Origin of the sequence: Variovorax sp. H27-G14 (assembly GCF_046156345.1) — a bacterium.
Classification (GTDB): domain Bacteria; phylum Pseudomonadota; class Gammaproteobacteria; order Burkholderiales; family Burkholderiaceae_C; genus Variovorax.
The window spans coordinates 319474-342651 of the sequence record NZ_JAYLVN010000004.1; the positions used below are offsets into that span (position 1 = coordinate 319474).

Sequence of the window (23178 nt, forward strand, 5' to 3'; positions counted from 1 at the left end):
AGTTACATGGGATCCGGTGGAATCACCGCGCGAACACGTGCAGCTTCGCGTGGTACAGCAGCATCACCGTCTTGGCGTCCGCAATGCGGCCGTCGGCCACCATGGCCAGCGCCTCGTCGATGCCGAGCTCCAGCACCTCGATGTCCTCGCCTTCCTCGGCCAGCCCGCCGCCCGCGCCGATGCGCATCGAGGGCTCGTAGGGCGCAATGAAGAAGTGCAGCTTCTCGGTGACCGAGCCCGGGCTCATGAAGCTTTCGAAGATCTTCTGCACGTCGCCGAGCCGGTAGCCCAGCTCTTCCTCGACCTCGGCGCGAATGCGCGCCTCGGGCGCCGCGTTGTCCAGCAGGCCGGCCGCGGCTTCGATCAACAGGTCGTCATGGCCGTTGACGAAGGCCGGGTAGCGAAACTGCCGCGTGAGCAGCACGGTGCGCTGCGCAAGGTTGTACGGCAGCAGCGTGGCGCCGTTGCCGCGGTCGTAGGTTTCGCGGTGCATGCGCTGCCACCGGCCGTCGGCGCGCCGCCAGTCGAAGGCAGTGGTGCGCAGGGTGTACCAGTTGTCTGAAAGCAGGGTGACTTCGTGCACCCGAACGCGGTCTTGAAGGGTCATGGGCGGCGAGCATAGTCGCGCATTCGTGCAAAAACAAGAAAAAACGTGCAGCTTCATGCGCGGGCCGCTACCATCGGCCGATGCTCACCCGCCAGCGCAAGCAACACATCCTCTCGGTCCTGCGGCGCGACGGCCACGTCGTGGCGAGGGCGCTCAGCGACGAACTCGGCCTGTCGGAAGACACCCTGCGGCGCGACCTTCGCGAACTGGCGGCCGAAGGCCTGCTGCAGCGCGTGCACGGCGGCGCGCTGCCGGTGGCCGCCGCCGAGGCCGACTTCGCCGGGCGCCAGCAACTGGCACCGCAGGAGAAGGTGGCCATCGGCCGCGCCGCCGCGCGCCTGGTGAAGCCGGGGCAAGTGGTGTTCGTCGACGGCGGCACCACCGCCGTGCAGCTCGCGCGCCACCTGCCGGCGAACCTGCAGGCCACGGTGGTCACGCACAGCCCGTCGGTGGCGCTGGAGCTGGTGGCGCATGCGGGCGTGGAGGTGGTGCTGATCGGCGGGCGCTTCTTCAAGCACTCGCGGGTGGCGGTCGGTTCGGCGGCCATGGCGGCCATTGCGCGCATCCATGCCGACACCTATTTCATGGGCGTGACCGGCGTGCACGCCGAGGCCGGGCTCACCACCGGCGACCTGGAGGAGGCGGAGATCAAGCGCGCGCTGATGGCGGCGGCGGCCGAGACGGTGGTGTTGGCCTCGTCGGAGAAGCTCGGCGCGGCGTCTGCGTGGGTGGTGAATCCGCTCACGCCCGGCGTGCGCCTGCTGGTGTCGCCCGACGCGCCGGCCCAGGCGCTGGCGCCGCTGCGCAAGGCGGGCGTGGCGATCCTGCGCAGCGACAACCGCAACAACCAAGACAACCACGGCGACAGCGACGGCGGCGCTTGACCGCGGCAACCCCCGCAAATCGGTCGCCCCTCGATAATCGGCGAATGCCTCTCGCCTTGCCCAAGCTGCTCGCCTTCGACACCAGCACCGAGCACCTGTCCGTGGCCGTGCTGCACGGCGACCAATTGCTCGCGCACAACGGCGTGGGCGGTGCCCAGGCCTCGACCACGCTGCTCCCGCTGATCCAGCAACTGCTGGGCGACGCCGGCCTTGTGCTGGCCGAGTTGGACGCCATCGTCTTCGGTCGTGGCCCCGGCTCGTTCACCGGCCTGCGCACCGCCTGCTCGGTAGCCCAGGGGCTGGCCTTTGGCGCCAAGGTGCCGCTGCTGCCGGTCGACACCCTGCTGGCCGTGGCCGAGGAGGCGCGCCACGCCTTCGGCGCGCAGCAGGTGGTGGCCGTGCTCGACGCGCGCATGGACCAGCTGTACGCCGCGCGCTACGACTTTGCCGCCCACGGCCCCCTGGGCGGTGACGACGAGCCGCTGCTGCTCTCCCCCGAAGCCCTGGAGGTGCCCGCCGGCTGGGCGCTGGCGGGCAATGCTTTCGTCGCTTACGGGGCACGCCTGGCACAGGCCACGGCCCGCCACGACGCGTTGCCCACCGCCACCGCCCTGCTGCGGCTGGCCCCCGCGCTGCTCGCCGCCGGGCGCACCGTGCCGGCCGCGCAGGCCTGGCCGCTGTATGTTCGCGATAAAGTGGCGCAAACCACCGAAGAGCGCGCCGCCATCAAGGCAGCCGCTGCAGCCGCCGCCACCTGACCCCCATCCGACCTCCACCCGAGCCGCATGAGCGCCGTTCTCCAGCCCGTCGAAGCCCGTCTCGAACCGCTCACCATCGAGCGGATCGACGCGGTCTGCGCGGTCGAGGAAACCGCTTACACGCACCCCTGGACGCGCGCCAACTTCACCGATTCCATGGCGGTGGGCTATCACTGCCAGTGCCTGCTGGCACCGGGCGCGGCGCAGGGCGTGTGCTCGCCGGTCACCCAGCTGGGCGAAACGCTGATCGGCTATTTCGTCGCCATGAAGGGCGTCGACGAGGTGCACCTGCTGAACATCACCGTGGCGCCGGCCTTCCAGCGCCAGGGCTGGGCGCCGCTCATGCTGGAGGCATTGGGCGGCTGGTCGCGCGCGGAGGCCGCGCAGTGGCTGTGGCTCGAAGTGCGCCAGAGCAACCAGCGCGCACTCGACATCTACCTGCGGCACGGCTTTCGCAGCGTGGGCGTGCGCAAAGGCTATTACCCGGCCCATGACGGCAAGCGTGAAGACGCGGTCGTCATGAGCCTGCGATTGAATGAAACAGGCACCGCCTGGGGAGCCTTGCGATGAGCGCGGTGCAGACTTTGAAGCTCGACGCGCGCCAGCGCGCGATGCTCGACGAAATGGGCGTGAAGGTCTGGTGGCCTGTGCCTGAGGTGGCGCAGGTGGCGCAGGCCGAGCCTGCCGATGCGCCTGAAGCAGCAGCGCAACGCGCGGATGTGGCGCCCGTGAACGAGCAGCGCTACGAGGCTGAAATGCCGCCTGCCGCGCCACCGCCTGTCGCCCGGCCTGCCCCCGCGCCGGTCGCCCGTCCCGTGGCTGCGCCTGCGCCCCAGGCACAACCCCAGGCCGCGTCTCAAGGCGCCGCCGTGCTGGTCGAAGCGCCCTGCCGCCTGTACGCCGACCCCGGCGCGCAAGCGGTGCAGGGCGGCTGGCTGGTGGTGGCCGACATGCCGCCCGAGGCCGACGGCCGCCACGGCGAGCCCTTCGAAGGCGACGCCGGACGGCTGCTCGACAACATGCTGCGCGCCTTGAAGCTGCACGACGGCCCGGCGCCGGTGCACCTCATGCGCACCCACCGTGGCGTGGCCGCCGGCCAGCCCGGCAGCCCGCGCGCCATGGACGAGGCCTTTGCCGCGCACGCCGCCGCACTCGCCCCGCGCGTGGTGCTGGCCATGGGCCCGCTGGCTGCGCAAAGCCTGATGCAAAGCGGTGACCCGCTGGGCAAGCTGCGTGGGCGCGCCGTGCCGCTGGCCTCCCTGGCAGGTGCCGCGGTGGTGGCCACCTACCACCCGGCGTACCTGCTTCGCAACCCGGCCGACAAGGCCCGCACCTGGGCCGACCTGTGCCTGGCCGCCGAGCAGCACACGCCCACGGCCCCACCCGCGGCCAACTGAGCGGCTGATCGCCTGACCGGTTGAAACGGGCCCACGGAGCGGGCCGCCTAAAATCCCGCCCCATGACTTTCCTCGACAAGCTGGCTGCCGCACAGCAAACAAACGGTTCGTTGCTCTGCGTGGGGCTCGACCCCGAGCCCGCCAAATTCCCGGGGCAGCTCAAGGGCGACGCCAGCCGCATCTATGACTTCTGCGCGCGCATCGTCGACGCCACGGCCGACCTGGTCATTGCCTTCAAGCCGCAGATCGCCTACTTTGCCGCGCACCGCGCCGAAGCCCAGCTCGAGCAACTCATGGAGCACATGCGCCGCAACGCGCCGCATGTGCCCGTGATCCTGGACGCCAAGCGCGGCGACATCGGCTCCACCGCCGAGCAGTACGCGCTGGAAGCCTTCGAGCGCTACGGCGCCGACGCGGTCACGCTGTCGCCCTTCATGGGCTTCGACTCGGTGGCGCCGTACCTCAAGCACGAGGGCAAGGGCGCCTTCCTGCTGTGCCGCACCAGCAACCCCGGCGGCTCCGACCTGCAGGGCCAGCGTCTGGCGGACATAGACGGCCAGCCCTTCCTGTACGAGCACGTGGCCAGGCTGGCGCAGGGTCCGTGGAACCTGAACGGCCAGCTCGGCCTGGTGGTGGGCGCGACCTACCCGGCGGAAATCGAGCGCGTGCGCGCCCTTGCGCCCACGGTGCCGCTGCTGATTCCGGGCGTCGGCGCCCAGGGCGGTGACGCGGTGGCCACGGTGCGCGCCGGCTGGCGCGCGGACGCGCCGATCATCGTGAATTCGTCGCGGGCCATCATCTATGCGTCGTCGGGCGACGACTTCGCGCAAGCCGCCAAGACCGCCGCGCGCACCACGCGCGACGCCCTGGAAGCCGCCAAGGCCTGAGCGTTCAGAGTCTGCGCAGGCGGGTGAAGGCCTCGAACTCCCAGTTGCGCATGCCCAGCAGCAGCGTGTAGCCCTCGCGGTCCTTGGCCGACAGCTTCTGGTCGGTCTGGTGCTGCTGCGCAAAGTCTTGCGCCACGCGCTGCAGGCGCTCCAGAAAGGCCGGCGCCAGCGATCGGCTGATCGAGCCGTGCACCAGCAGCAGGCCCTCGGCCGGGCCGTCGAAGCCGCCGCGGTAGTAGTCGAGCACCACGTTCTCGCGGAAAAACTCCATCACCGGGCCGTGCGGGCGCCAGCGGAAGGTCTTGGCGAGCTTCAGGCGGTACCGGTTCAGCGGGCGCAGCTCGATGATGCCGATGCGGTCCAACTGCGCCAGGCAGCCGATGCACTCGGCCTCGCTGATGCGGTACGACGTCACGATCTGCTCCAGCGTCCACTGGCTCAGCACGCTGATGGCCACCAGCAGCAGCTTCTTGTCCTTCACCACGGCCTTTTCCTGCTCCTGCGTGAGCTCCTTCAGGAGCGGCTGGGCGTCGGCCACGCGGCGCGCCAGCTCGGCAAAGTCGATCTTCAGCGCCCGGCAGATGGCGTCCACGCGCGACAGCGGCATGTCGCTCTTGGCCAGCATGCGCTTGACGCTGGACTCGGCCATGTCGAGCGACCGGGCCAGGTCGGCGTAGGTCATGCGGGCGCTCTTGAGTTCGTTTTTGAGGGCTTGGACGAGATCGACAGTGGTGCTCATGGAGGGGTCAGGTCAGGCGGAGGGTATTGAAAGAAGATACCGAAGGGTGTGAATAACTACCTCGTATCGATTCTCGATGCCTGCAGGGAGGCTGGCAACCAGAATCCGCGGCTTGTTACCCCACCCACCGAGGCCCGCCATGCAACTGCCTAAGCTCACAACCCTCAGCCGCCGCGAACGCGGACTGCTTTTTGCCCTTGCGCTGCTCACCCTGATTGCCATCTTCGGCCCCGAGCTGCCGGCCGCCGACGTGGCCATCGCCTCGGTGTTCGCCGACGACCGGGGCTGGCACGGCCTGCCCAACGCCATGGACGTGCTGAGCAACATTCCGTTCGTGCTGGTCGGCCTGTGGGGCCTGTACCGGCTCAACCGCATCGATCGATCGCACCAGCAGGCGCTGTCGGCGTTTCCGCTGGCCCCGCCGGCCAGCGACCCGCCCGACAACACGCTGGACTGCGCCTGGCTGTTCTTTGCCGGTCTGATTGCCGCGGCGGCCGGCTCGGCCTTCTATCACCTCGTGCCCGACGCGCCCCGCCTGGCCGCGGACCGTGCCGGCATGGCGGTGGCGTTTGCAGGGCTCATTGGCGTGGCGGTGTGCGAACGGGTGAGCCAGCGCGCCGGCTGGCCCGCCGCCTGGTTCGTGCTGACGGCCGGGCTGCTGTCGGCCGAGGTGTTCCAGGAAACCGGCAACGTGCTGCCCTGGGCGCTGGTGCAGTTCGGCGGCATGGCGCTGGTGCTCACGCTGGCGCTGTCCACGCCGATGCGCAAGTCGGTCGGCCTGAAGCTGGGCTGGGTGATCTTCTTCTACGCGCTGGCCAAGGGCTTCGAGCTGGCCGACCACGCCATCTACGAATACACGCAGCATGTGGTGTCGGGCCACTCGCTGAAGCACCTGACGGCCGCACTGGCGGGCCTGCCCGTGGTGTTTGCGCTGCGCAAGATGGAGATGCGCTGGCAGGCCGCCCTGCGGCACAATCCGGGCGCAGCCGCGCTGGCGGCCTGAGGAAATCCATCGAATGACCACCCCCGCCGCTGCCACCGCCACCCCCGTGGCCCTTGACGCGAACGCCCACGCCAACCAGTTCGCCCTCCTCAAGCAGCGGCGCTTCGCGCCTTTCTTCTGGACCCAGTTCGCGGGCGCGGCCAACGACAACCTCTTCAAGTTCGCCTTCACCGTCATGGTGACCTACCAGCTGCAGCTCAGCTGGATGCCGCCGGCCATGGCGGGGCTGGCCATCGGGGCGCTGTTCATCCTGCCGTTCTTGCTGTTCTCGGCCACGGCCGGCCAGCTGACCGACAAGTTCGACAAGACGAAGATGATCCGCTTCGTGAAGAACCTGGAGATCGCCATCATGCTGATCGCGGCCTGGGGCTTCATTACGGCCAACGCGGTGATATTGCTGGGCTGCGTGTTTCTCATGGGGCTGCATTCCACGCTGTTCGGGCCGGTCAAGTTCGCCTACCTGCCGCAGGTGCTCGACACGCGCGAGCTCACGGGCGGCAACGGCATGGTGGAGATGGGCACCTTCGTGGCCATCCTGCTGGGCCAGGTGGCGGGCGGGCTGCTGGTGGCGGTGCCGCAGATCGGCCACCTGAGCGTGGCTGTCGCCTGCGTGCTGCTTGCGCTGGCCGGGCGCGGCGTGGCGCAGGCCATTCCGCAGGCGCCGGCCACCGACCCCGGGCTGGTCATCAACTGGAACCCGTTCAGCGAGACCTGGCGCAACCTGAAGCTCGCGCACGGCAACGTGGTGGTGTTCCGCTCGCTGCTGGGCATTTCGTGGATGTGGTTCTTCGGCGCGGTGTTTCTCAGCCAGTTCCCCAGCTTTGCCAAAGAGGTGCTGCACGGCGACGAGCAGGTGGCATCGCTGCTGCTGGTGGTGTTCTCGATCGGCATCGGCGTGGGCTCGCTGCTGTGCGAAACGCTGAGCCGCCGTCAGGTCGAAATTGGCCTGGTGCCGCTGGGCGCCATCGGCATGAGCGTGTTTGCCATCGACCTGTACTTTGCCTCGCGCGGCCTGCCGCAGGTGCCGGAGATGGGCATCGGCGCCTTCGTGCACCAGGGCGCCCACTGGCGCGTGATGGCCGACCTGGGGCTGCTGTCGCTGTTCGCGGGGCTGTACAGCGTGCCGATGTATGCGCTCATTCAACTGCGCAGTCAGCCCACGCACCGGGCGCGCATCATCGCGGCCAACAACATCCTCAACGCGCTGTTCATGATCGCCAGCTCGGTCATTGCCGGCGCGCTGCTGGGCGCGGGCTTCACCATTCCGCAGATCTTTCTGTTCACCGGCATTGCCAACGCGGTGGTGGCGTTCTACATCTTCATGCTGGTGCCCGAGTACCTGCTGCGCTTCGTGGCCTGGGTGCTGTCGCGCTTTGTCTACCGCTTCGAGATCAAGGGCGACGAGCACATTCCCACCGAGGGCGCGGCCGTGCTGGTGTGCAACCACGTGAGCTTCATCGACGCGGTGCTGCTCATGGCGGCCAGCCCGCGGCCCATTCGCTTCATCATGGACCACCGCATCTTCAAGGTGCCGGTGCTGGGTTGGCTGTTCAAGCTGGCCAAGGCGATTCCCATCGCGCCGCAGAAGGAAGACCCGGCCGCCTACGAGGCCGCCTTTGCCAAGGCCCTGGACGTGCTGCGCGAGGGCGATCTGCTGGCCATCTTCCCCGAGGGCGCCATCACCCGCGACGGCACGGTGCAGCCCTTCAAGGGCGGGGTGATGAAGATCATCGAAAGCGCGCGCGCCGAAGGCCTGGAGCCGCCGGTGATCCCCATGGCGCTGACCAACCTGTGGGGCTCGTACTTCAGCCGCATCGAGCTGCGCGGCGGACACAACGTGGCCATGGCCAAGCCCTTTCGCCGTGGTTTCTACAGCCGCGTGGGCCTGAACGTGGGCGCGGCCGTGCCGCCGGCGGAGGTGCAGCCCGCGTCGCTGCATCAGCGCGTGAGCGGCTTGCTCGGCGCCTGAAAGTAGCTCGCTGAGATACCGGTGGCGCCGCGCGCCGCCACCGGTGCAAGCATTCAAGCCTCGCGGTGCGGGAGCGAACCATCATTCGCCCACCTTCACTACGCCGCGAGGCACACATGCAACCCCTTTCGTCCACGACCGTTTCCATCCAGCGCGATTCGCGGGCCTGGCAATTCCAGACCTGGGCCTCTTTTGCGATCGCCGTCTTCCTGTGCGCCACCGGCTTGAGCTGGTTGCCGGGCGAGGCGCTGGACCGGGCGTTCATGGTGATGGGCTACGTGTTCTGCCTGAGCACGGCGTTCATGCTGTCCAAGTTCATCCGCGACGGCGAGCAGGCCGCGTCGGGTGGCAACACCGCCGGCCGCGACGTGCCGATGTGGCGCCTGGTGGTCTGGGGCAGCTTCTTCACCGCCATGGGCCTGACCGCCTGGGGCCTGGTGCGCATGGAGATCAACGACGCCTACAAGGCCTTCCTGGGCGTGAGCTGGTTGTTCCTGGTCAGCTCGGCCTTCACGCTGGCCAAGACGCTGCGCGACCGCCATGAAGCCGACATGACCGAAGCCCGCCTGCAAGGCCGCCGCCTGGCCCGTGCCGAAGCGGCCACCAGCACCAGCACCAGCACCAACACTGCCGCCGAATAACCCATGCCTGCCCAACGAAAGACCGTCATGAAGCATTCCATTGCCGCTGTTCTCGTCGCCGTTTGCACCGCCTTTGCGGGTGTCGCGGCCCCCTTGCAAGCCCAGGCGCAGAGCGACGCCTCCGTGGCCCTGTCGATGATGCCGGTGGCATCTGTGCTTGTCGCCGGCTCGGCGGTCGGCGCCTCGGCCACCGCGGTGGTGGCGGTGCCCACCGCGCTGTCGGTGGGCGGCTCCACGCTCGTGGTGGTCGCGGTCGAAGCTGCGGCGGACGGCACGGTGTATGTGCTCGAACGCGCCTCCGACGGCGCCCGCGCCAGCGTCAAGGTGGCGGGCCGCGTGGCCAACGGTGCATCGAACGCGGTCGGCACCAGCGTGCTGGTCAGCGTGATCGGCGCGGGCGTGGTGCTGTCGGCCGCCGGCGAGGTGCTGGCCTTTGTGCCCAACGCCATCGGCCGCGCGCTGCTCTACAACGAGAGGCTGTCATGAAGCGCGCGCTGCCGTTCGTCGCCGTGCTGGCCCTGGTTGCCGCCACGGCCTTGCCGATGCAGGCGCAGGCCGGGCGCTCGTGCGAGCAGGTCAAGCCCACGCCCGCGGTCATCGTCAGGGGCATGCAGTTGGCCGAACGCACCGCGCAGGCGCTCGACGCCAGCGGCGCGCGCGTGGTGATACTGGCGCGCGCCGGGCAGGACCTGAGCAAGTACGGCCTGCGCTACTCGCACCTGGGGCTCGCCTACAAGACCGACGCCGGCCCGTGGCGCGTGGTGCACAAGCTCAACCAGTGCGGCACCGCGGTGGCCGACGTGTACCGCCAGGGCCTGGGCGAGTTCTTTCTCGACGACCTGTGGCGCTACGAGGCGGCCTGGGTGGTGCCCACGCCAGCCGTGCAAACGCAACTGATGACCGCGCTCACCGAGTCGCCCACGCGCATCGTGCGGCTGCACGCCGCGCCGTACAGCATCGTGAGCTATGCCTGGGGCCAGAAGTACCAGCAGTCGAACCAGTGGGCGGTCGAAACACTGGCCGCCGCCATGGAGCCCGCCACCATCACCACCCGCGCGCAGGCGCAGGCATGGATGCAGTTCAAGGGCTACGAGCCGACCACGCTGAAGCTCGGGCCGCTCACGCGGCTGGGCGGGCGCGTGGGCTCGGCCAACGTGGCCTTCGACGACCACCCGAACGACAAGCGCTTCAGCGACCGCATCGAGACCGTCACGGTCGACTCGGTGTTTGCATGGCTGCCGCGCGCCGGCCTGGGCGCGGCGCCGGTGACGCTCAAGCTCCAATAAAAACACAGAGGAAAAAACGACATGAGCAAATCACTGCGCCTGTCCGAGAAATGGTTCCGCCGCGGCCTCTGGCTCGTCGCCCTGGTGTTCGCGAGCTTCCTCATCGGCCTCGGCAGCACCGTCGTGAGCGACCTGCCGCAGGTCGAGCGCGTGCGCGGCATCGACGACTTCATCGACCTGCGCGCGGCCCAGCCGCTGCGCGCCACCATCCAGGCGGCCGACACCACCGAAGAGCAGGCCGAGCGCGACCTGGCACAGATTCGGCTGAAGCTCAACGCCGCGCAGCAGGCCAGCGCCAACGCGCGCGAAACCTTCGGCAACTGGCTTGCCACGCGCCGCGCCACCGCGCAACCCGACCAGGACAGCGAACTCATCGCGCGCACCAAGGCGCTCGACGCCTTCAAGCAAAAGGAAGACGCGTTGCAGCGCGAAGTGAATGCGCAGCGCCAGACCCTGCTCGACGCGCAGCAGGGCCAGCAGCGCGCGCGCGAATCGCTCGCGGTGCTGGAGCGCGACGCGCAGGTCAAGCTCGATGCCGAGTACCGCCGCATCGAGCTGCGCGTGTTCGCCTACCGGCTGGCGCTCACGCTGCCGCTGCTGGTGGTGGCGGGCTGGCTGTTCGCGAAGAAGCGCAAGAGCACCTACTGGCCGTTTGTGTGGGGCTTCATCTTCTTCGCGCTGTTCGCGTTCTTCGTCGAGCTGGTGCCCTACCTGCCGAGCTACGGCGGCTATGTGCGCTACGTGGTGGGCATCGTGGTGACGGTGCTGGTGGGGCGCTACGCCATCGTTGCGCTCAACCGCTACCTGGCGCGCCAGAAGCTGGCCGAGCAGCAGCCCGACCAGGTGCGGCGCGAAGAGCTCAGCTACGACACCGCGCTGGCCCGCCTGGGCAAGGGCGTGTGCCCCGGCTGCGAGCGGCCGGTGGACCTGAAGAACGGCGAGATCGACTTCTGCCCGCACTGCGGCATCGGCCTGTTCGACCACTGCGGCCTGTGCGAGACGCGCAAGAGCGCGTTCTCCAAGTTCTGCCATGCCTGCGGCAGCTCGGCCGCGCCGCACGTGGAGCCCGTTGCGCCCGTTCTGCCGGTTACGCCCGGTCCCCCCGTTCCCCCCGTTCTGGACGCCCGACCTGCGAACTAGGTCACACCGCGCGCCCCCTTCGACACACCGTGTAGCGGGCGCGCCGTGGGGGCGTGCTACAACGCCCGTTGCGTCACAAATGTTGATGCAAGTTTGCAATCCATCTCATCCACGGAGTCCTCGCATGAGCATTTTCGGCAGCATCCTTTCCAAGATCTTTCCGTCCGCGAACGCCGCGCCTGCACCCACTGCGCCCGCCGCACCGGCCGCACCCGATCCCGCCGGCGCCCCGGCCGCCGCCGCGCCGCCACCTGCCATCACCGTGGTGGACGTCGAGGCCCTGCTCGACGGCATGCCCGGCGCGAGCAACCTGAACTGGCGCACCTCCATCGTCGACCTGATGAAGCTGCTGGGCCTGGACAGCAGCCTGGACTCCCGCAAGCAGCTGGCCGCCGAGCTGAGCTACGGCGCCGACACCAGCGACAGCGCCGCAATGAACATCTGGCTGCACCGCCAGGTCATGACCAAGCTGGCCGCCAACGGTGGCAAGGTGCCCGCCGAGCTGCGCGACTGATTCACCCTTGCAGCGCACGCAAAAAAGCCCGGCATGCCTGGCTTTTTGCTGTGCGGTGAATGCCGAGCGCTTCAGGTCCAGCCTGCGTCTACCACGTAGTCCTGCGCGGTGCACATGCGCGAATCGTCGGCCGCGAGAAACAGCGCCATCGCCGCGATGTCTTCGGCCATCACACGCCCTGGCAGGCATTGCGCCGCGTCGATCTCCGCGCCCGACTCGGGCTTGACCCACAGCTTGATCTGCCGCTCGGTCATCACCCAGCCCGGCACGACCGAGTTGACGCGGATGTTCTGCTTGCCCAGGTCGCGCGCCAGTGAACGCGTGAGGCCGCGCGCCGCCGCCTTGCAGGCCTGGTACACGGGGTAGCCCTTGCCCTTGATCATCCAGCTGATCGAGCCGAAGTTGACGATGGAGCCGCCGCCCAGCGCGCGCATGTCGTCGGCCACCGCCTGCGCGGCAAAGAACTGGTGCTTGAAGTTGACGGCCACGAGGCGGTCGAAGTCGTCGCTGGTCACGTCGGCCATCTCATGGCGGCGGTCGTTGGCGGCGTTGTTCAGCAGCACGCCGATGGGGCCGAAGCGCTGGCGCACCGTGTCGATGGCGGCGGTGAGCGCGGCGGTGTCGGTCACGTCGCAGGCCACGAACAGCGCAGGGTGCTCGCCCTGCAGCTGCGCCGAGAGCGTGCTGCCGGCGGCGGTGTCGAGGTCGCAGAAACCGACCTTGGCACCCTGCGCATGAAAGGCCCGCACCAGCGATTCGCCGATGCCGCTGGCGCCACCGGAGATGAACACGGTGCTCCCCGCCAGCGAAGGGTAGCGGGCGGTGTAGGCGCAAACTGGGGGTGCGGAGACGGGGGGTGCGGAAGTCATAGGCGTGAGCAAGACCGTGCGGGTTGGAAAGCAAGCGTACCCCATCGATGCGCCGGCCGCCACGCCAGCGCCGCGGCTCAGACCCCTCAGATCCCTCAGATCCCTCTGGAGCGTTCCGACTTGAAGCGCGCCCGAAACTCCGTGAACGTGCCCGCGTCCAGCGCGGCGCGAATCTCGGTCATCAGGTTCAGGTAGTAGTGCAGGTTGTGGATGGTGCACAGCATCGGCCCGAGCATTTCGCCGCAGCGGTCCAGGTGATGCAGGTAGGCGCGGCTGAAGCCTTCGCGCCCGCCGTCGTTCCAACTCACACCCGAGGTGCCCGCGCACGCATGGCAGGTGCAGCTGGGGTCGACCGGCTGCGGGTCTGTCTTGTGGCGCGCGTTGCGCATCTTCAGGTCGCCGAAGCGGGTGAACATGGTGCCGTTGCGCGCATTGCGCGTGGGCATCACGCAGTCGAACATGTCCACGCCGTCGACCACGCCCTGCACCAGGTCTTCGGGCGTGCCCACGCCCATCAGGTAGCGCGGCTTGTTCGCGGGCAGCCGGTGCGGCGTGTGGCCCATGATGTGCAGCATCTCCGCCTTGGGCTCGCCCACGCTCACGCCGCCCACGGCGTAGCCCGGAAAGTCCATGTCGACCAGCGCCGCCAGCGACTCCTCGCGCAGGTTCTCGAACATGCCGCCTTGCACGATGCCGAACAGCGCGTTGGGGTTTTCGAGCCGCGCGAATTCGGTCTTGCAGCGCCTGGCCCAGCGCAGGCTCAGTTCCATGGATGTGCGCGCCTCTGCCTCGGTCGTGATGTGGCCCTGCGTGTCGTAGGGCGTGCACTCGTCGAACTGCATCACGATGTCGCTGTTGAGCACCGTCTGGATCTGCATCGAGACCTCGGGCGTGAGAAACAGCTTGTCGCCGTTGACGGGCGAGGCGAACTTCACCCCCTCTTCGCTGATCTTGCGCATCGCGCCCAGCGACCACACCTGAAAGCCGCCGGAGTCGGTGAGGATGGGCTTGTTCCACTTCTCGAACTGGTGCAGCCCGCCAAAGCTTTCCATCACGTCCAGGCCGGGGCGCATCCACAGGTGGAAGGTGTTGCCCAGAATGATCTGCGCGCCCATTTCTTCCAGGCTGCGCGGCATCACGCCCTTGACCGTGCCGTAGGTGCCCACGGGCATGAAGATCGGCGTTTGCACCACGCCGTGGTTGAGCGTGAGCGTGGCGCGGCGCGCGTGGCTGTCGGGGTCGGTCTTGAGGAGTTCGAAGTTCAGACTGCTATTCATAGGTTGCGAAAAACTGTTTCACCTGGTCCTCTGAGCGCTCAAAAGACGGTAGCTGGCGAAGGCTTGAAAGATTCATCAACTCAGCAACTCGGTGCCTCGCACTCTCCGGCTTGAATTGTCGCTTTCGCCTTCCTGTGTTGTCCGTAGCGGCGTTGAGTGCTTCGAAGAGTCGAGCTTTGGGATCGGCAAGTCTCTCAATCGACTTGATCGGAGGAAGTTCCAGTGGGGTACTGCCTTTGGGATTGCCCGCCGCAGTTCGTATGGCTTGTTGGTCAAGCAATAGCCAACTTTCAGTCATGCGAATTGGGATCAGGCAGACGTGGGTCGGCGGGTTCGCAAGTTGTGCCGTCGCCGTCGCAATTTCCTGTTGCCGATCTTTCGCGGGAGCAGCTTCAGCATCGCGATGGATGAAAAGGAGGTCGCACGGATAAAGCTGCAAGGCTCGAGGCAGACGCGCGGAGAGGGGGCCGATGTGCAGCCCCTCTGCAAACAACGTGCGATGCGGCACGGGGCTCCATTCATCCAGCAAGAACTGGATGATGGGAAGCAGCATGCGATCAGATGTTCCATCGGCAACCAGCGTAGCGGTGAGAGTTTTCATCGAGGATGCGTGACTTTCCTCAAGAAGACTGAAACAGATCAGCTGTCTCTGGCAGATGGTCTCTGACCAGCTTCGCCCCCCTGGACTTCGAGGAAAGCCGATTGCCAGACAGATAGGCATGCAATTCGCCGCGCGTGATAACACTGGGCGGCAATCCCACTGCTGATTTGGTTCTCCAAGTGCCATTGATCGGCTTGAAATTTGCGAAAGACTGTGCCTTGAATCGGACGGTTTCGGCGAACAAAAGCTCGTCGTCAAGCAACTCCGCCACCACCAGCGGGGAGTGCGTGTTAATGATCACTTGCCGAAGATTAAGCAGGCCAGCCATTTCCTGTGCGGACAGATCTGCGTCAGAGAGCTCTCTGACAAGCCGAAGCATTTCCGGGATTCGTTGCGGATGGATGCCGTTTTCAGGCTCCTCCAAGCAGACTAACCCGCTTGCATCAGGGTCGCTGGACAGAACTGCCAGTGCCAGAAAACGCAAAGTGCCATCAGATAGCGAACTGGCCGAGTAAGGGTGCTTGTCGCTCATCGTGACAGACAACGTTCGCTGTTGTCTGGTCTGGTCGGTATCGACATCGAGCGCTTCGACCCCCGGAATCAGGTCTGCCAGGCGATTTGCGATGTCACCGTAGTTTCCCAGTCGAAATAGAGTGTTTGGCAGATGCTCGCCGGTTGGAGAAAGAGTGGACTCTCCAAAGATATCGTCTGGTGCTCGGAGCGCTGTTGGCTCCAGTTGCAGCATCCGCCAAGATTGCATCTCGCGGCGTGTGGCCAATGCGGTGGGATGCGACGACAGGTTGACCCCCGAGAGTACGGTCTGCGGACTTCTGCGAGCCGAGATCGTCTGTGGGTTGCCTCTGCCGCCTCCGTCTCCGCGCAGAAGAATCGCGATGTCTGCCGCGTTGGTGTCGGTCTCAATGAACGGGGATGTTCGAGGTCCCGGGCCGAAGATGATTTTCTTGTTCTTTGCGAGCGCACTTCCTCCCTCGAACTGCAAAAATCTTTGAGCTGTACTCGAAGGTTTGGCTCTCAGTTCTTCCTTCTCGATATAGACGGGGTCCTTGAAGGGGCCTGAAGTCGGATCAGGATTTAGACGAAGCACCAGTGAGTATTCAACCAAGGTTGCCGTGGGCTTTGCCTTGCGGTCAAAGTCATCCACAACTTCGTTTGGAATGATCAGTTCGGCAAGGAACTCCATGCGCAGGCCGTCGGAGTCCTTGTCCCGAAAAAACAGCGACGCAAAATCCGAGGCTCGACCATGAGTTCCACGCACATTGCTGCACGCCTTGATGATTGGCATTGAAGCCAGGTCGCTCAAAAACGTGATTGCATCAAACAAGTTCGACTTGCCGACGCCGTTTGCACCTGCAATGCACGTAAACAGGCCGAACTGAACATCGATATCGCGTAAGTTCTTGAATCCTGTCACTCTGAGACGGGTGAGCATCTTGTTCTCCAGGGCCAGATCAGCCAGATTTGCTAGACGGAGCGTTTGGGCGCAAAAAATATTCGTACGGGGAACGACCTATTCTGTGCCCTAAGCGGAGTTTTTTGTCCGCTCCAGCAGCATGGCGTCGCCATAGCTGAAGAACCGGTAGCCCTGCGCAATGGCGTGGGCATACAGCGCCATCACGCGCTCGTAGCCCGCAAGGGCCGAGACCAGCATCATCAGCGTGCTCTTGGGCAGGTGGAAGTTGGTCACCAGCAGGTCGACGTGTTCGAACGCGAAGCCCGGCGTGATGAAGATGCGCGTGTCGCCCGAGGCCTCGCCGCTCTTGGCCCACGACTCCAGCGTGCGCACCGTGGTCGTGCCGACCGCGACCACGCGCCCGCCGCGTGCCTTGCATTCGGCAATGGCGCGCTGCGTGGCCTCGGGCACTTCGTAGCGCTCGGCGTGCATGGTGTGCTCGGCGATGTTCTCGGTCTTCACCGGCTGGAAGGTGCCGGCGCCCACATGCAGCGTGACGCTGGCGCGCTGCACGCCGCGCGCTTCCAGCTCGGCCAGCAGGGCTTCGTCGAAGTGCAGTGCCGCGGTGGGCGCGGCCACTGCGCCGGGCACGCGCGCGAACACGGTCTGGTAGCGGCTCTCGTCGTCGGCCGAATCGGTGTGCGTGATGTAGGGCGGCAGCGGCACGTGGCCGCAGCGCTGCATCAGCGCATAGGGGTCTTCGCCCGCGTCGCTCTCAAAGCCGAAGCGGAACAGCGCACCGTCTTCCTCGGGCCAGCGCCCCAGCAGCGTGGCACGGAAGCCGCCCACCATCTGCAGCGTGGTGCCCACAGGCGGCTTCTTGCTCACCTTCATGTGCGCCACCACTTCCTGGCCCTGCAGCACGCGCTCGACCAGCAGCTCGAGCTTGCCGCCGGTCGGCTTCTCGCCGAACAGGCGCGCCTTGACCACGCGCGTGTCGTTGAAGACCAGCAGGTCGCCCGCGCGCAGCAGCGAGGGCAGGTGCTTGAAGATGCGGTCGACCGGTGCATCCCCTGTGCCGTCGAGCAGGCGCGAGGAGGTGCGTTCTGCCGCGGGGTGTTGCGCCACCAATTCAGGCGGCAGGTCGAAATCGAAGTCGGAAAGCGTGAAGGCGCGCATGGTGCTTGAGGGCCGGACAGGCCCGTGCCAAGAAGGCATGGGAAAAAGAAAGAAACGCGGGAGGGGGGCGATTGTCCCACGCCCGTAAAACCGCTTTGCCGCATGAGGTTGCGCGCGGGTTGCCAAGGCAGAATCGGCGCATGGTCGATTCACAAGCAGCGCGCGTTTCTCCGGGGCCCCAATCAGGCGTGCACCCCGGTCCGTCCGAAGGCGAGCTCTTCAAGAAGATCATGGGCAACACCTGGCTCGGCCTGCACCCCGACATTCGCCGCCGTTTCGACAAGAACCCCTCGCCCGGCAAGGCGCTGCATTACCTGGGCGCGTTGAGCGAGCTGCGCTGCTCGCGCTTCGGCAAGCTGCTGGGGTACCTCACGCAGCCGATGATCCAGGGCGCGCTGATTCCTTACAGCGACAGCAATTTCCCCGTCGAAATCCAGGTCTACGCCAAGCCCGACGACCCGGCCATCTACAAGCAGCGCATCTACCGCCTGCACGGCCGCAAGCCGATTCAGTTCACCAGCTTCATGCGCGAGAGCGAGCGCGGCGAGGTGCTGGAGTACGTGGGCATGGGCCTGGGCATGAAGCTGGTGCTGAGCGTGGAAAACGGCAGCCTGCATTTCCAGAGCGACGGTTACTTCTGGGACCTGTTCGGCTGGCGCATTCCGCTGCCCGGCCTGTTCACGCCGGGCAAGACCTTTCTCTGGCACCACAACGAGACGCCCGAGCGTTTCAACATCCGCATCGAAATCCGCCACTGGCTGATGGGCACCACCTTCACCCAGGTCGGCGTGTTCGAGGAAGTGCCCGAACCGAAAGCCACCGCATGATCGACACCCACCTGCTGGCCCTGCAGCTCATGGCCGCCCAGGGCGCGCTCGGCGCGTTCGACACGCTCTACCACCACGAGGGCACCGAGGCCCTGCCGCGGCGCGCCTCGGCAGGGCGCGAGCTGGCGATTCATGCCACGCGCTCGTCGATCTACTGCGCGCTGTTCATCGGCCTGTCGTCGTGGGCCTGGCACGGCGCCTGGGCCTGGGTGCTGCTGGCGGTGTTCGGCGTGGAGATCGTGCTCACGCTGTGGGACTTCGTGATCGAGGACCGCACCCGCCTGCTGCCGCCCACCGAGCGCGTGACGCACACGGTGCTGGCCATCAACGCCGGCGCGTTCATTGCGCTGCTGGCGATGAACGCGGTGGACTGGGCCGCGCAGCCTACCGCCATGGCCTGGCAGCCGTACGGCTGGCTCAGTGTCTTCCTTGCGCTGTGCGGCGTGGGCGTGGGCGTGTCGGGGCTGCGCGACGGCCTTGCTGCGCGCGCGATCTTCAAGCGCCAGAAGCAGGCGCACACGCGCGACGCCCAGGCGCCGGTGCGTTTCGGCACGAAGCCCCAGCGCGTGCTGGTGACGGGCGGCACCGGCTTCATCGGCCAGTTGCTCGTGCGCCAGCTGCTGGCCGACGGCCATGCGGTGACGGTGTGGACGCGCGACGCGCGCGCTGCCGCCTGGGGCTTTGGCGGTGCGGTGCGTTGCGTGCAGTCGCTCGACCAGGTGCCCGCGGCCGACGACATCGACGTGGTCATCAACCTTGCGGGCGCGCGCATTCTGGGCCTGCGCTGGAGCGAGCGGCGCCAGCAGCAGCTGCTGAAAAGCCGCGAGGGCCTCACGCAGCAGCTGGTGGCATGGATCGCCACGCGGCCGCGCAAGCCGTGGCTGCTGCTGTCGGGCTCGGCCATCGGCTACTACGGCGTGCAGCCGCAGGGCGATGCCACCGAGCTCGCGGAAGACGCGCCGCCACAGGCCATCTTCATGTCGCAGCTGTGCCAGCGCTGGGAGCAGGCGGCGCATGCGGCCGCCGCGCACGGCGTGCACGTGGCCTGCATGCGCTTCGGTTTCGTGCTGGGCCATCAGGGCTCGCTGCCGCAGTTGCTGCTGCCGGTGCAGCTGGGCTTTGGCGGGCGGCTGGGCAGCGGGCGGCAGTGGCTGTCGTGGGTGCATGTGCACGATCTGGTCCGTGCCATGGCGCATGTGTGGACGGTGACCGAACAGGCCGTCGTCGCCGCGACGGTGCAAAGGGCCGCCCCCGCGACGGTGCAGGCCTTCAACTTCACCGCGCCCGGCGCGCTGAGCCAGGAAGAATTCACCCGCGTTGCCGCCAGCGTGCTGCACCGCCCCTGCTGGATGCCCACGCCCGCCGCGCCCGTCAAGCTGCTGCTCGGTGAACAGGCCGACCTGCTGCTCGAAGGCCAGCGCGTGGTGCCTGCGCACTTGCTGCGCACCGGCTTTCGCTTCATGTTCCCCGATGCCCGCAGCGCCTTGACGGACCTTTGCCGCCCGCGCTAGAAGCCCTGCCCGTGCCGCCCAAGAAAGCCCCGTCCGCCACACCGGCCGCGAACGCCGCAGCGTCTGCACCGGCGCCCGCGCCCGCGGGCCCGCCCGGCACCGGCCTGAGCCTGGTGCAGCGCGCGCTGCGCAAACTGGGCCTGGTGCGCGACATCGACTTCGCGCTCTACCTGCCGATGCGCTACGAGGACGAGACGCGCGTGGTGCGCCTGGCCGACACGCGCGACGGCGACATGGCGCAGGTCGAAGGCGTGGTCACCGAATGCGAGGTGGTGTTCCGTCCGCGCCGCCAGCTGATCGTCACCATCGACGACGGCTCCGACACCTGCCAGCTGCGCTTCTTCAACTTCTATCCGTCGCAGCAAAAGCAATTGGCCGTCGGTGCCAAGGTGCGGGTGCGCGGCGAGATGCGCGGCGGCTTCGTGGGGCGGCAGATCATGCATCCCACGGTGAAGGCGGCCGGCACCGCGCTGCCCAATGCGCTCACGCCGGTGTATTCGACCGTGGCCGGACTTGCGCAGCCGGTGCTGCGGCGCGAGGTGCGCTCGGGCCTGGCGCGCGCGGTGCTCGACGAGACCATTCCAGTGCAGATTGGCCTGCGCGGCGCGTGGGACCTGCGCGCGTCGCTGAGCTTCTTGCACTACCCGACGCCCGACGTGTCCATTGCCGCGCTGGAAGACCACAGCCACCCTGCGTGGCAGCGCATCAAGGCCGAGGAACTGCTGGCGCAGCAGCTATCGCAGTTGCAGGCGCGCATGGAGCGCGCGGCGCAGCGCGCGCCGGTGCTGCCTTCGTCCGCCGAGCCCGATGCGGCGTCGCTGCATGCGCAATTGCTCGCCGTGCTGCCCTTCGGCCTGACCGGTGCGCAGCAGCGCGTGGGCGAGGAGATCACCGCCGACCTGGGGCGCCACATTCCTATGCACCGCCTGCTGCAGGGCGACGTGGGCTCGGGCAAGACCGTGGTGGCCGCGCTGGCGGCGGCGCGCTGCATCGACGCGGGCTTTCAATGCGCGCTGATGGCGCCCACCGAAATTCTGGCGGCCCAGCATTTCGGCAAGCTGGTCGGCTGGCTCGACCCGCTGCTGGCCGCGCGCGGCCAGCGCGTGGCGTGGCTCACGGGCAGCCAGAAGAAAAAGGAGCGCGACGAAATGTCGGCGGCGGTCGAGAGCGGACAGGCCGCGCTGGTCATCGGCACGCACGCGGTCATCTCGGAGAAGGTGCGCTTCAAGAAGCTGGCGCTGGCCATCATCGATGAGCAGCACCGCTTCGGCGTCGCCCAACGGCTGGCATTGCGCGGCAAGGCTGGCGGCGAGCTGGAGCCTCACTTGTTGATGATGAGCGCCACCCCCATCCCGCGCACGCTGGCGATGAGCTACTACGCCGACCTGGACGTGTCCACGCTGGACGAGCTGCCGCCGGGCCGCACGCCCATCGTCACCAAGCTGGTGGCAGACCACCGGCGCGACGAGGTCATCGAGCGCATCCAGTCGCAGATTGGGCAGGGCCGGCAGGTGTACTGGGTGTGCCCGCTGATCGAGGAGAGCGAGGCGGTCGACCTGCGCAACGCCACCGAGACGCGCGAGGAACTGGCCGGCACGCTGGGCGAGCCGGTGCATGTCGGCCTGCTGCATTCGCGCATGCCCACGGCCGAAAAACAGGCGGTGATGGCGGCCTTTACCGCCAACGAAATCCAGGTGCTGGTGAGCACCACCGTCATCGAAGTGGGCGTGGACGTGCCCAACGCCTCGCTGATGGTGATCGAGCATGCCGAGCGCTTCGGCCTGTCGCAACTGCACCAGCTGCGCGGGCGCGTGGGGCGCGGCGCGGCGGCCTCGGCCTGCGTGCTGCTCTATGCGCCGGGCGACAGCGGCCGCGTGGGCGAGGCGGCGCGCGCGCGGTTGAAGGCCATGGCCGAGACCGGCGACGGCTTCGAGATTGCCCGGCGCGATCTGGAGATTCGCGGGCCCGGCGAGTTTCTGGGCGCGCGCCAGTCGGGCGCGCCGCTGCTGCGCTTTGCCGACCTGGCCACCGACACCTTGCTGCTGGACTGGGCGCGCGAGCTGGCGCCCGTCATGCTGGAGAAGCACCCCGCGCTGGCGCAGCGGCACATCGACCGCTGGCTCGGCACCAAGGCCGAATACCTGAAAGCCTGATGGTTTGAAAAGCTGAGCGGGGTCAGCCCGCTGGCCGGCGCGTGAAGGCCAGCACCAGCCCGAAGCCGACCATCATCGTGCCGCTCACGCGGTTGAACCAGCGCATCGCGCGGCTGCCGTCGGCCAGGCGGCGCATGCGCGCGCCGAGCATCGCGTAGAGCGCGATCGCCACCACCTCGAACACCAGAAAGGTCACGCCCAGCAACAGGTAGCTGCTGGCGTAGGCGCCCGGCGCCACGAACTGCGGAAAGAAGGCGGTGAACACCAGAATGGCCTTCGGGTTGCCCGCGGCCACGGTGAACTCCTGCCGCGCCAGCGCACGCAGCGAGGGCGGCGAAGGTGGCGCCCCCGCGTCGCGCTGCTGCACCTCGGCCGTGGGCGCCGGTGCGCGCAGCAGGCGAATGCCGATCCACACCAGGTAGGCCGCGCCGATGTACTTGATGACGTCGAACGCCATCTCCGACGCCACCAGCACCGCGCCCATGCCCAGCCCGGCAATGGCGATCATGATCGCGAAGGCCACCAGCCGGCCGCTGGCCGCCATCACCGCGGGCGACACGCCATGTTTGGCGCCGTTGGTCACCGACAGCAGGTTGTTGGGGCCGAAGGCCATGTTGATGGCAAAGCAGGCCGGCAAAAAGAGCAGGTAGGCAGACAAGGTCATGGTGGGTCCGTCGGTCAGTTGTCGAAGTCGCTTTCAGGCATCTGCCGCGCGTACACCGCGAGCACGATGCGTTCGGAGTGAATCAGGTACTCGTTCAGCGCCACCGAGCCCTCGGCAAACTTGCCGGCCTCGATGAGCTCCAGCAGCCTGGTGTTCATGTCCACATAGGGCGCGTGCAGAAACTCCGGGTCTTTCAGCAGGCCGAAGGCCAGCCGCAGCTCGACCAGGATGTGGGCGAACAGCACGTTCAGCCGCTCGCTGTCCGCCAGCTCCACGATGCCCTTGTGGAACTCCATGTTGGCTGTGCCCACGCCCAGCCAGTCGCCGGCGTCGCGGCAGCGCAGCGCCAGTTCGACGGCCTCGCGCATGTGCTTCTTGGCCGGGTGGCGCGGGTAGGCCTGCGCCAGCGCCTGGCATTCGATGAGCCGGCGCACGCGGTAGATGTCGATGATCGACGCGATGCTGGGCACCGCCACGAACACGCCGCGGTTGGGCGCGTGCTTGAGCAGCCCTTCCTTGGTCAGCGTGCGGAACACCTCGCGCAGGGTGTTGCGCGAAATCTCGAAGCTGTCGGCCAGCGCGGCCTCCGACAACCGCTGCCCCGGAGAGAACTCGCCTTTCACGATCTTCTGGCGAATCAGTTCGGCGACCCGGTCGTTGAGCGTCTGCGTGCCGGCGGCCGGCGCGGCAGGGGAGGTCGGGGAAGCCAGTGGGGTCATGCCGGGGAGGGAGATGGAAAGCCGAAGGAGCGGGAAAGCCGCGCGTTTTTAGCAGATTCCGCCCGCCGGGTCGCCCTTTGCCCGTTGGTTTGCCTGCCGGTTTTCCATGGCGCCTGCACGCGCACCAAACGCGCCCGCGCTC

24 protein-coding genes are annotated in these 23178 nt (G+C 67.5%); 15 read left to right on the top strand and 9 right to left on the bottom strand.

All coding sequences use genetic code 11. From position 1 onward, the window contains the following. Positions 1–22 precede the first annotated feature (22 nt). Positions 23–607, bottom strand: coding sequence for a GDP-mannose pyrophosphatase (locus tag VLK31_RS14000; protein ID WP_409169013.1), 585 nt, complete (start codon positions 605–607; stop codon positions 23–25). Between the two features lie 80 nt (positions 608–687). Between VLK31_RS14000 and VLK31_RS14005 the strand changes: the two genes are divergently transcribed. The 5 genes from VLK31_RS14005 to pyrF all read left to right on the top strand — a co-directional run bounded on the left by VLK31_RS14005 (position 688) and on the right by pyrF (position 4533). Then, the gene (locus VLK31_RS14005) at positions 688–1491 is read left to right on the top strand and encodes a DeoR/GlpR family DNA-binding transcription regulator (RefSeq protein ID WP_409169014.1); all 804 of its coding nucleotides are present in this window, start codon (positions 688–690) and stop codon (positions 1489–1491) included. Between the two features lie 44 nt (positions 1492–1535). Beyond that, positions 1536–2249, top strand: a complete 714-nt coding sequence (tsaB, locus tag VLK31_RS14010; protein ID WP_409169015.1) for a tRNA (adenosine(37)-N6)-threonylcarbamoyltransferase complex dimerization subunit type 1 TsaB — start codon at positions 1536–1538, stop codon at positions 2247–2249. A gap of 27 nt (positions 2250–2276) precedes the next feature. Next, the gene (rimI, locus tag VLK31_RS14015) at positions 2277–2819 is read left to right on the top strand and encodes a ribosomal protein S18-alanine N-acetyltransferase (protein ID WP_409169016.1); all 543 of its coding nucleotides are present in this window, start codon (positions 2277–2279) and stop codon (positions 2817–2819) included. Further along, entirely contained in the window at positions 2816–3646 is an 831-nt protein-coding gene (locus VLK31_RS14020; RefSeq protein WP_409169017.1) for a uracil-DNA glycosylase family protein, read from the top strand. Before rimI ends, VLK31_RS14020 begins: the two co-directional genes overlap by 4 nt. Positions 3647–3708: 62 nt before the next feature. Further along, positions 3709–4533 carry an orotidine-5'-phosphate decarboxylase gene (gene pyrF, locus VLK31_RS14025; protein ID WP_409169018.1) on the top strand — a complete coding sequence of 275 codons (825 nt, stop codon included), beginning with the start codon at positions 3709–3711 and terminating at the stop codon, positions 4531–4533. Between the two features lie 4 nt (positions 4534–4537). Here the strand turns inward: pyrF and VLK31_RS14030 are convergent, their stop codons facing one another. Next, positions 4538–5272: a helix-turn-helix domain-containing protein gene (locus tag VLK31_RS14030; protein WP_409169019.1), complete on the bottom strand. Its 735-nt coding sequence runs from the start codon at positions 5270–5272 to the stop codon at positions 4538–4540. Positions 5273–5411: 139 nt separating this feature from the next. On the opposite strand from VLK31_RS14030, the gene VLK31_RS14035 reads away from it, so the two are divergent. The 7 genes from VLK31_RS14035 to VLK31_RS14065 all read left to right on the top strand — a co-directional run bounded on the left by VLK31_RS14035 (position 5412) and on the right by VLK31_RS14065 (position 11825). After that, a complete protein-coding gene (locus VLK31_RS14035; RefSeq protein ID WP_409169020.1) occupies positions 5412–6275 on the top strand; it encodes a hypothetical protein in 864 nt (287 codons plus the stop codon). Positions 6276–6288: 13 nt separating this feature from the next. Next, entirely contained in the window at positions 6289–8244 is a 1956-nt protein-coding gene (locus VLK31_RS14040) for an MFS transporter (protein ID WP_409169021.1), read from the top strand. A gap of 116 nt (positions 8245–8360) precedes the next feature. Next, on the top strand, positions 8361–8885 hold the full coding sequence (locus tag VLK31_RS14045; RefSeq protein ID WP_409169022.1) for a YiaA/YiaB family inner membrane protein: 525 nt from the start codon (positions 8361–8363) through the stop codon (positions 8883–8885). A gap of 27 nt (positions 8886–8912) precedes the next feature. Next, complete coding sequence (locus tag VLK31_RS14050) at positions 8913–9371, top strand: hypothetical protein (RefSeq protein ID WP_409169023.1); 459 nt, start codon at positions 8913–8915, stop codon at positions 9369–9371. Next, the gene (locus tag VLK31_RS14055) at positions 9368–10171 is read left to right on the top strand and encodes a DUF2145 domain-containing protein (RefSeq protein ID WP_409169024.1); all 804 of its coding nucleotides are present in this window, start codon (positions 9368–9370) and stop codon (positions 10169–10171) included. Before VLK31_RS14050 ends, VLK31_RS14055 begins: the two co-directional genes overlap by 4 nt. 21 nt (positions 10172–10192) lie before the next feature. Further along, positions 10193–11311 carry a serine endopeptidase gene (locus VLK31_RS14060; RefSeq protein ID WP_409169025.1) on the top strand — a complete coding sequence of 373 codons (1119 nt, stop codon included), beginning with the start codon at positions 10193–10195 and terminating at the stop codon, positions 11309–11311. 124 nt (positions 11312–11435) lie between these two features. Continuing rightward, positions 11436–11825 carry a DUF3597 domain-containing protein gene (locus VLK31_RS14065; RefSeq protein ID WP_409169026.1) on the top strand — a complete coding sequence of 130 codons (390 nt, stop codon included), beginning with the start codon at positions 11436–11438 and terminating at the stop codon, positions 11823–11825. Positions 11826–11896: 71 nt separating this feature from the next. On the opposite strand, the gene VLK31_RS14070 is transcribed toward VLK31_RS14065, so the two are convergent. The 5 genes from VLK31_RS14070 to queA all read right to left on the bottom strand — a co-directional run bounded on the left by VLK31_RS14070 (position 11897) and on the right by queA (position 17162). Next, positions 11897–12694: an SDR family NAD(P)-dependent oxidoreductase gene (locus VLK31_RS14070; protein ID WP_409169027.1), complete on the bottom strand. Its 798-nt coding sequence runs from the start codon at positions 12692–12694 to the stop codon at positions 11897–11899. Between the two features lie 95 nt (positions 12695–12789). Then, positions 12790–13971, bottom strand: coding sequence for a tRNA guanosine(34) transglycosylase Tgt (gene tgt, locus VLK31_RS14075; RefSeq protein ID WP_409169028.1), 1182 nt, complete (start codon positions 13969–13971; stop codon positions 12790–12792). Continuing rightward, entirely contained in the window at positions 13964–14572 is a 609-nt protein-coding gene (locus tag VLK31_RS14080; protein WP_409169029.1) for a hypothetical protein, read from the bottom strand. The genes tgt and VLK31_RS14080 overlap by 8 nt, the downstream gene beginning before the upstream one ends. A 19-nt stretch (positions 14573–14591) precedes the next feature. After that, positions 14592–16022, bottom strand: a complete 1431-nt coding sequence (locus VLK31_RS14085) for an AAA family ATPase (protein WP_409169030.1) — start codon at positions 16020–16022, stop codon at positions 14592–14594. Positions 16023–16112: 90 nt separating this feature from the next. Further along, on the bottom strand, positions 16113–17162 hold the full coding sequence (gene queA, locus VLK31_RS14090; RefSeq protein ID WP_409169031.1) for a tRNA preQ1(34) S-adenosylmethionine ribosyltransferase-isomerase QueA: 1050 nt from the start codon (positions 17160–17162) through the stop codon (positions 16113–16115). Positions 17163–17302: 140 nt separating this feature from the next. Between queA and VLK31_RS14095 the strand changes: the two genes are divergently transcribed. Genes VLK31_RS14095 through recG form a run of 3 tightly spaced genes read left to right on the top strand, consistent with a single transcriptional unit; the run spans position 17303 to position 21653 of the window. Beyond that, a complete protein-coding gene (locus tag VLK31_RS14095) occupies positions 17303–17989 on the top strand; it encodes a DUF4166 domain-containing protein (RefSeq protein WP_409169032.1) in 687 nt (228 codons plus the stop codon). Continuing rightward, positions 17986–19500 (top strand): TIGR01777 family oxidoreductase, encoded by a 1515-nt coding sequence (locus VLK31_RS14100; RefSeq protein WP_409169033.1) that lies wholly within the window; start codon positions 17986–17988, stop codon positions 19498–19500. The genes VLK31_RS14095 and VLK31_RS14100 overlap by 4 nt, the downstream gene beginning before the upstream one ends. An 11-nt stretch (positions 19501–19511) precedes the next feature. After that, on the top strand, positions 19512–21653 hold the full coding sequence (recG, locus tag VLK31_RS14105) for an ATP-dependent DNA helicase RecG (RefSeq protein WP_409169034.1): 2142 nt from the start codon (positions 19512–19514) through the stop codon (positions 21651–21653). 22 nt (positions 21654–21675) lie between these two features. Here the strand turns inward: recG and VLK31_RS14110 are convergent, their stop codons facing one another. Both VLK31_RS14110 and VLK31_RS14115 read right to left on the bottom strand, forming a co-directional pair. Beyond that, positions 21676–22317: a LysE family translocator gene (locus VLK31_RS14110; protein WP_409169035.1), complete on the bottom strand. Its 642-nt coding sequence runs from the start codon at positions 22315–22317 to the stop codon at positions 21676–21678. Between the two features lie 14 nt (positions 22318–22331). Further along, positions 22332–23036, bottom strand: a complete 705-nt coding sequence (locus tag VLK31_RS14115) for a GntR family transcriptional regulator (RefSeq protein ID WP_409169036.1) — start codon at positions 23034–23036, stop codon at positions 22332–22334. Positions 23037–23178 lie beyond the last annotated feature (142 nt).

What these genes read in the sequence shown, in the direction of transcription:
- VLK31_RS14000 (WP_409169013.1), bottom strand. Translation starts at nt 607, where the DNA reads ATGACCCTTCAAGACCGCGTTCGGGTGCACGAAGTCACCCTGCTTTCA.
- VLK31_RS14005 (WP_409169014.1), top strand. Translation starts at nt 688, where the DNA reads ATGCTCACCCGCCAGCGCAAGCAACACATCCTCTCGGTCCTGCGGCGC.
- tsaB (WP_409169015.1), top strand. Translation starts at nt 1,536, where the DNA reads ATGCCTCTCGCCTTGCCCAAGCTGCTCGCCTTCGACACCAGCACCGAG.
- rimI (WP_409169016.1), top strand. Translation starts at nt 2,277, where the DNA reads ATGAGCGCCGTTCTCCAGCCCGTCGAAGCCCGTCTCGAACCGCTCACC.
- VLK31_RS14020 (WP_409169017.1), top strand. Translation starts at nt 2,816, where the DNA reads ATGAGCGCGGTGCAGACTTTGAAGCTCGACGCGCGCCAGCGCGCGATG.
- pyrF (WP_409169018.1), top strand. Translation starts at nt 3,709, where the DNA reads ATGACTTTCCTCGACAAGCTGGCTGCCGCACAGCAAACAAACGGTTCG.
- VLK31_RS14030 (WP_409169019.1), bottom strand. Translation starts at nt 5,272, where the DNA reads ATGAGCACCACTGTCGATCTCGTCCAAGCCCTCAAAAACGAACTCAAG.
- VLK31_RS14035 (WP_409169020.1), top strand. Translation starts at nt 5,412, where the DNA reads ATGCAACTGCCTAAGCTCACAACCCTCAGCCGCCGCGAACGCGGACTG.
- VLK31_RS14040 (WP_409169021.1), top strand. Translation starts at nt 6,289, where the DNA reads ATGACCACCCCCGCCGCTGCCACCGCCACCCCCGTGGCCCTTGACGCG.
- VLK31_RS14045 (WP_409169022.1), top strand. Translation starts at nt 8,361, where the DNA reads ATGCAACCCCTTTCGTCCACGACCGTTTCCATCCAGCGCGATTCGCGG.
- VLK31_RS14050 (WP_409169023.1), top strand. Translation starts at nt 8,913, where the DNA reads ATGAAGCATTCCATTGCCGCTGTTCTCGTCGCCGTTTGCACCGCCTTT.
- VLK31_RS14055 (WP_409169024.1), top strand. Translation starts at nt 9,368, where the DNA reads ATGAAGCGCGCGCTGCCGTTCGTCGCCGTGCTGGCCCTGGTTGCCGCC.
- VLK31_RS14060 (WP_409169025.1), top strand. Translation starts at nt 10,193, where the DNA reads ATGAGCAAATCACTGCGCCTGTCCGAGAAATGGTTCCGCCGCGGCCTC.
- VLK31_RS14065 (WP_409169026.1), top strand. Translation starts at nt 11,436, where the DNA reads ATGAGCATTTTCGGCAGCATCCTTTCCAAGATCTTTCCGTCCGCGAAC.
- VLK31_RS14070 (WP_409169027.1), bottom strand. Translation starts at nt 12,694, where the DNA reads ATGACTTCCGCACCCCCCGTCTCCGCACCCCCAGTTTGCGCCTACACC.
- tgt (WP_409169028.1), bottom strand. Translation starts at nt 13,971, where the DNA reads ATGAATAGCAGTCTGAACTTCGAACTCCTCAAGACCGACCCCGACAGC.
- VLK31_RS14080 (WP_409169029.1), bottom strand. Translation starts at nt 14,572, where the DNA reads ATGAAAACTCTCACCGCTACGCTGGTTGCCGATGGAACATCTGATCGC.
- VLK31_RS14085 (WP_409169030.1), bottom strand. Translation starts at nt 16,022, where the DNA reads ATGCTCACCCGTCTCAGAGTGACAGGATTCAAGAACTTACGCGATATC.
- queA (WP_409169031.1), bottom strand. Translation starts at nt 17,162, where the DNA reads ATGCGCGCCTTCACGCTTTCCGACTTCGATTTCGACCTGCCGCCTGAA.
- VLK31_RS14095 (WP_409169032.1), top strand. Translation starts at nt 17,303, where the DNA reads ATGGTCGATTCACAAGCAGCGCGCGTTTCTCCGGGGCCCCAATCAGGC.
- VLK31_RS14100 (WP_409169033.1), top strand. Translation starts at nt 17,986, where the DNA reads ATGATCGACACCCACCTGCTGGCCCTGCAGCTCATGGCCGCCCAGGGC.
- VLK31_RS14110 (WP_409169035.1), bottom strand. Translation starts at nt 22,317, where the DNA reads ATGACCTTGTCTGCCTACCTGCTCTTTTTGCCGGCCTGCTTTGCCATC.
- VLK31_RS14115 (WP_409169036.1), bottom strand. Translation starts at nt 23,036, where the DNA reads ATGACCCCACTGGCTTCCCCGACCTCCCCTGCCGCGCCGGCCGCCGGC.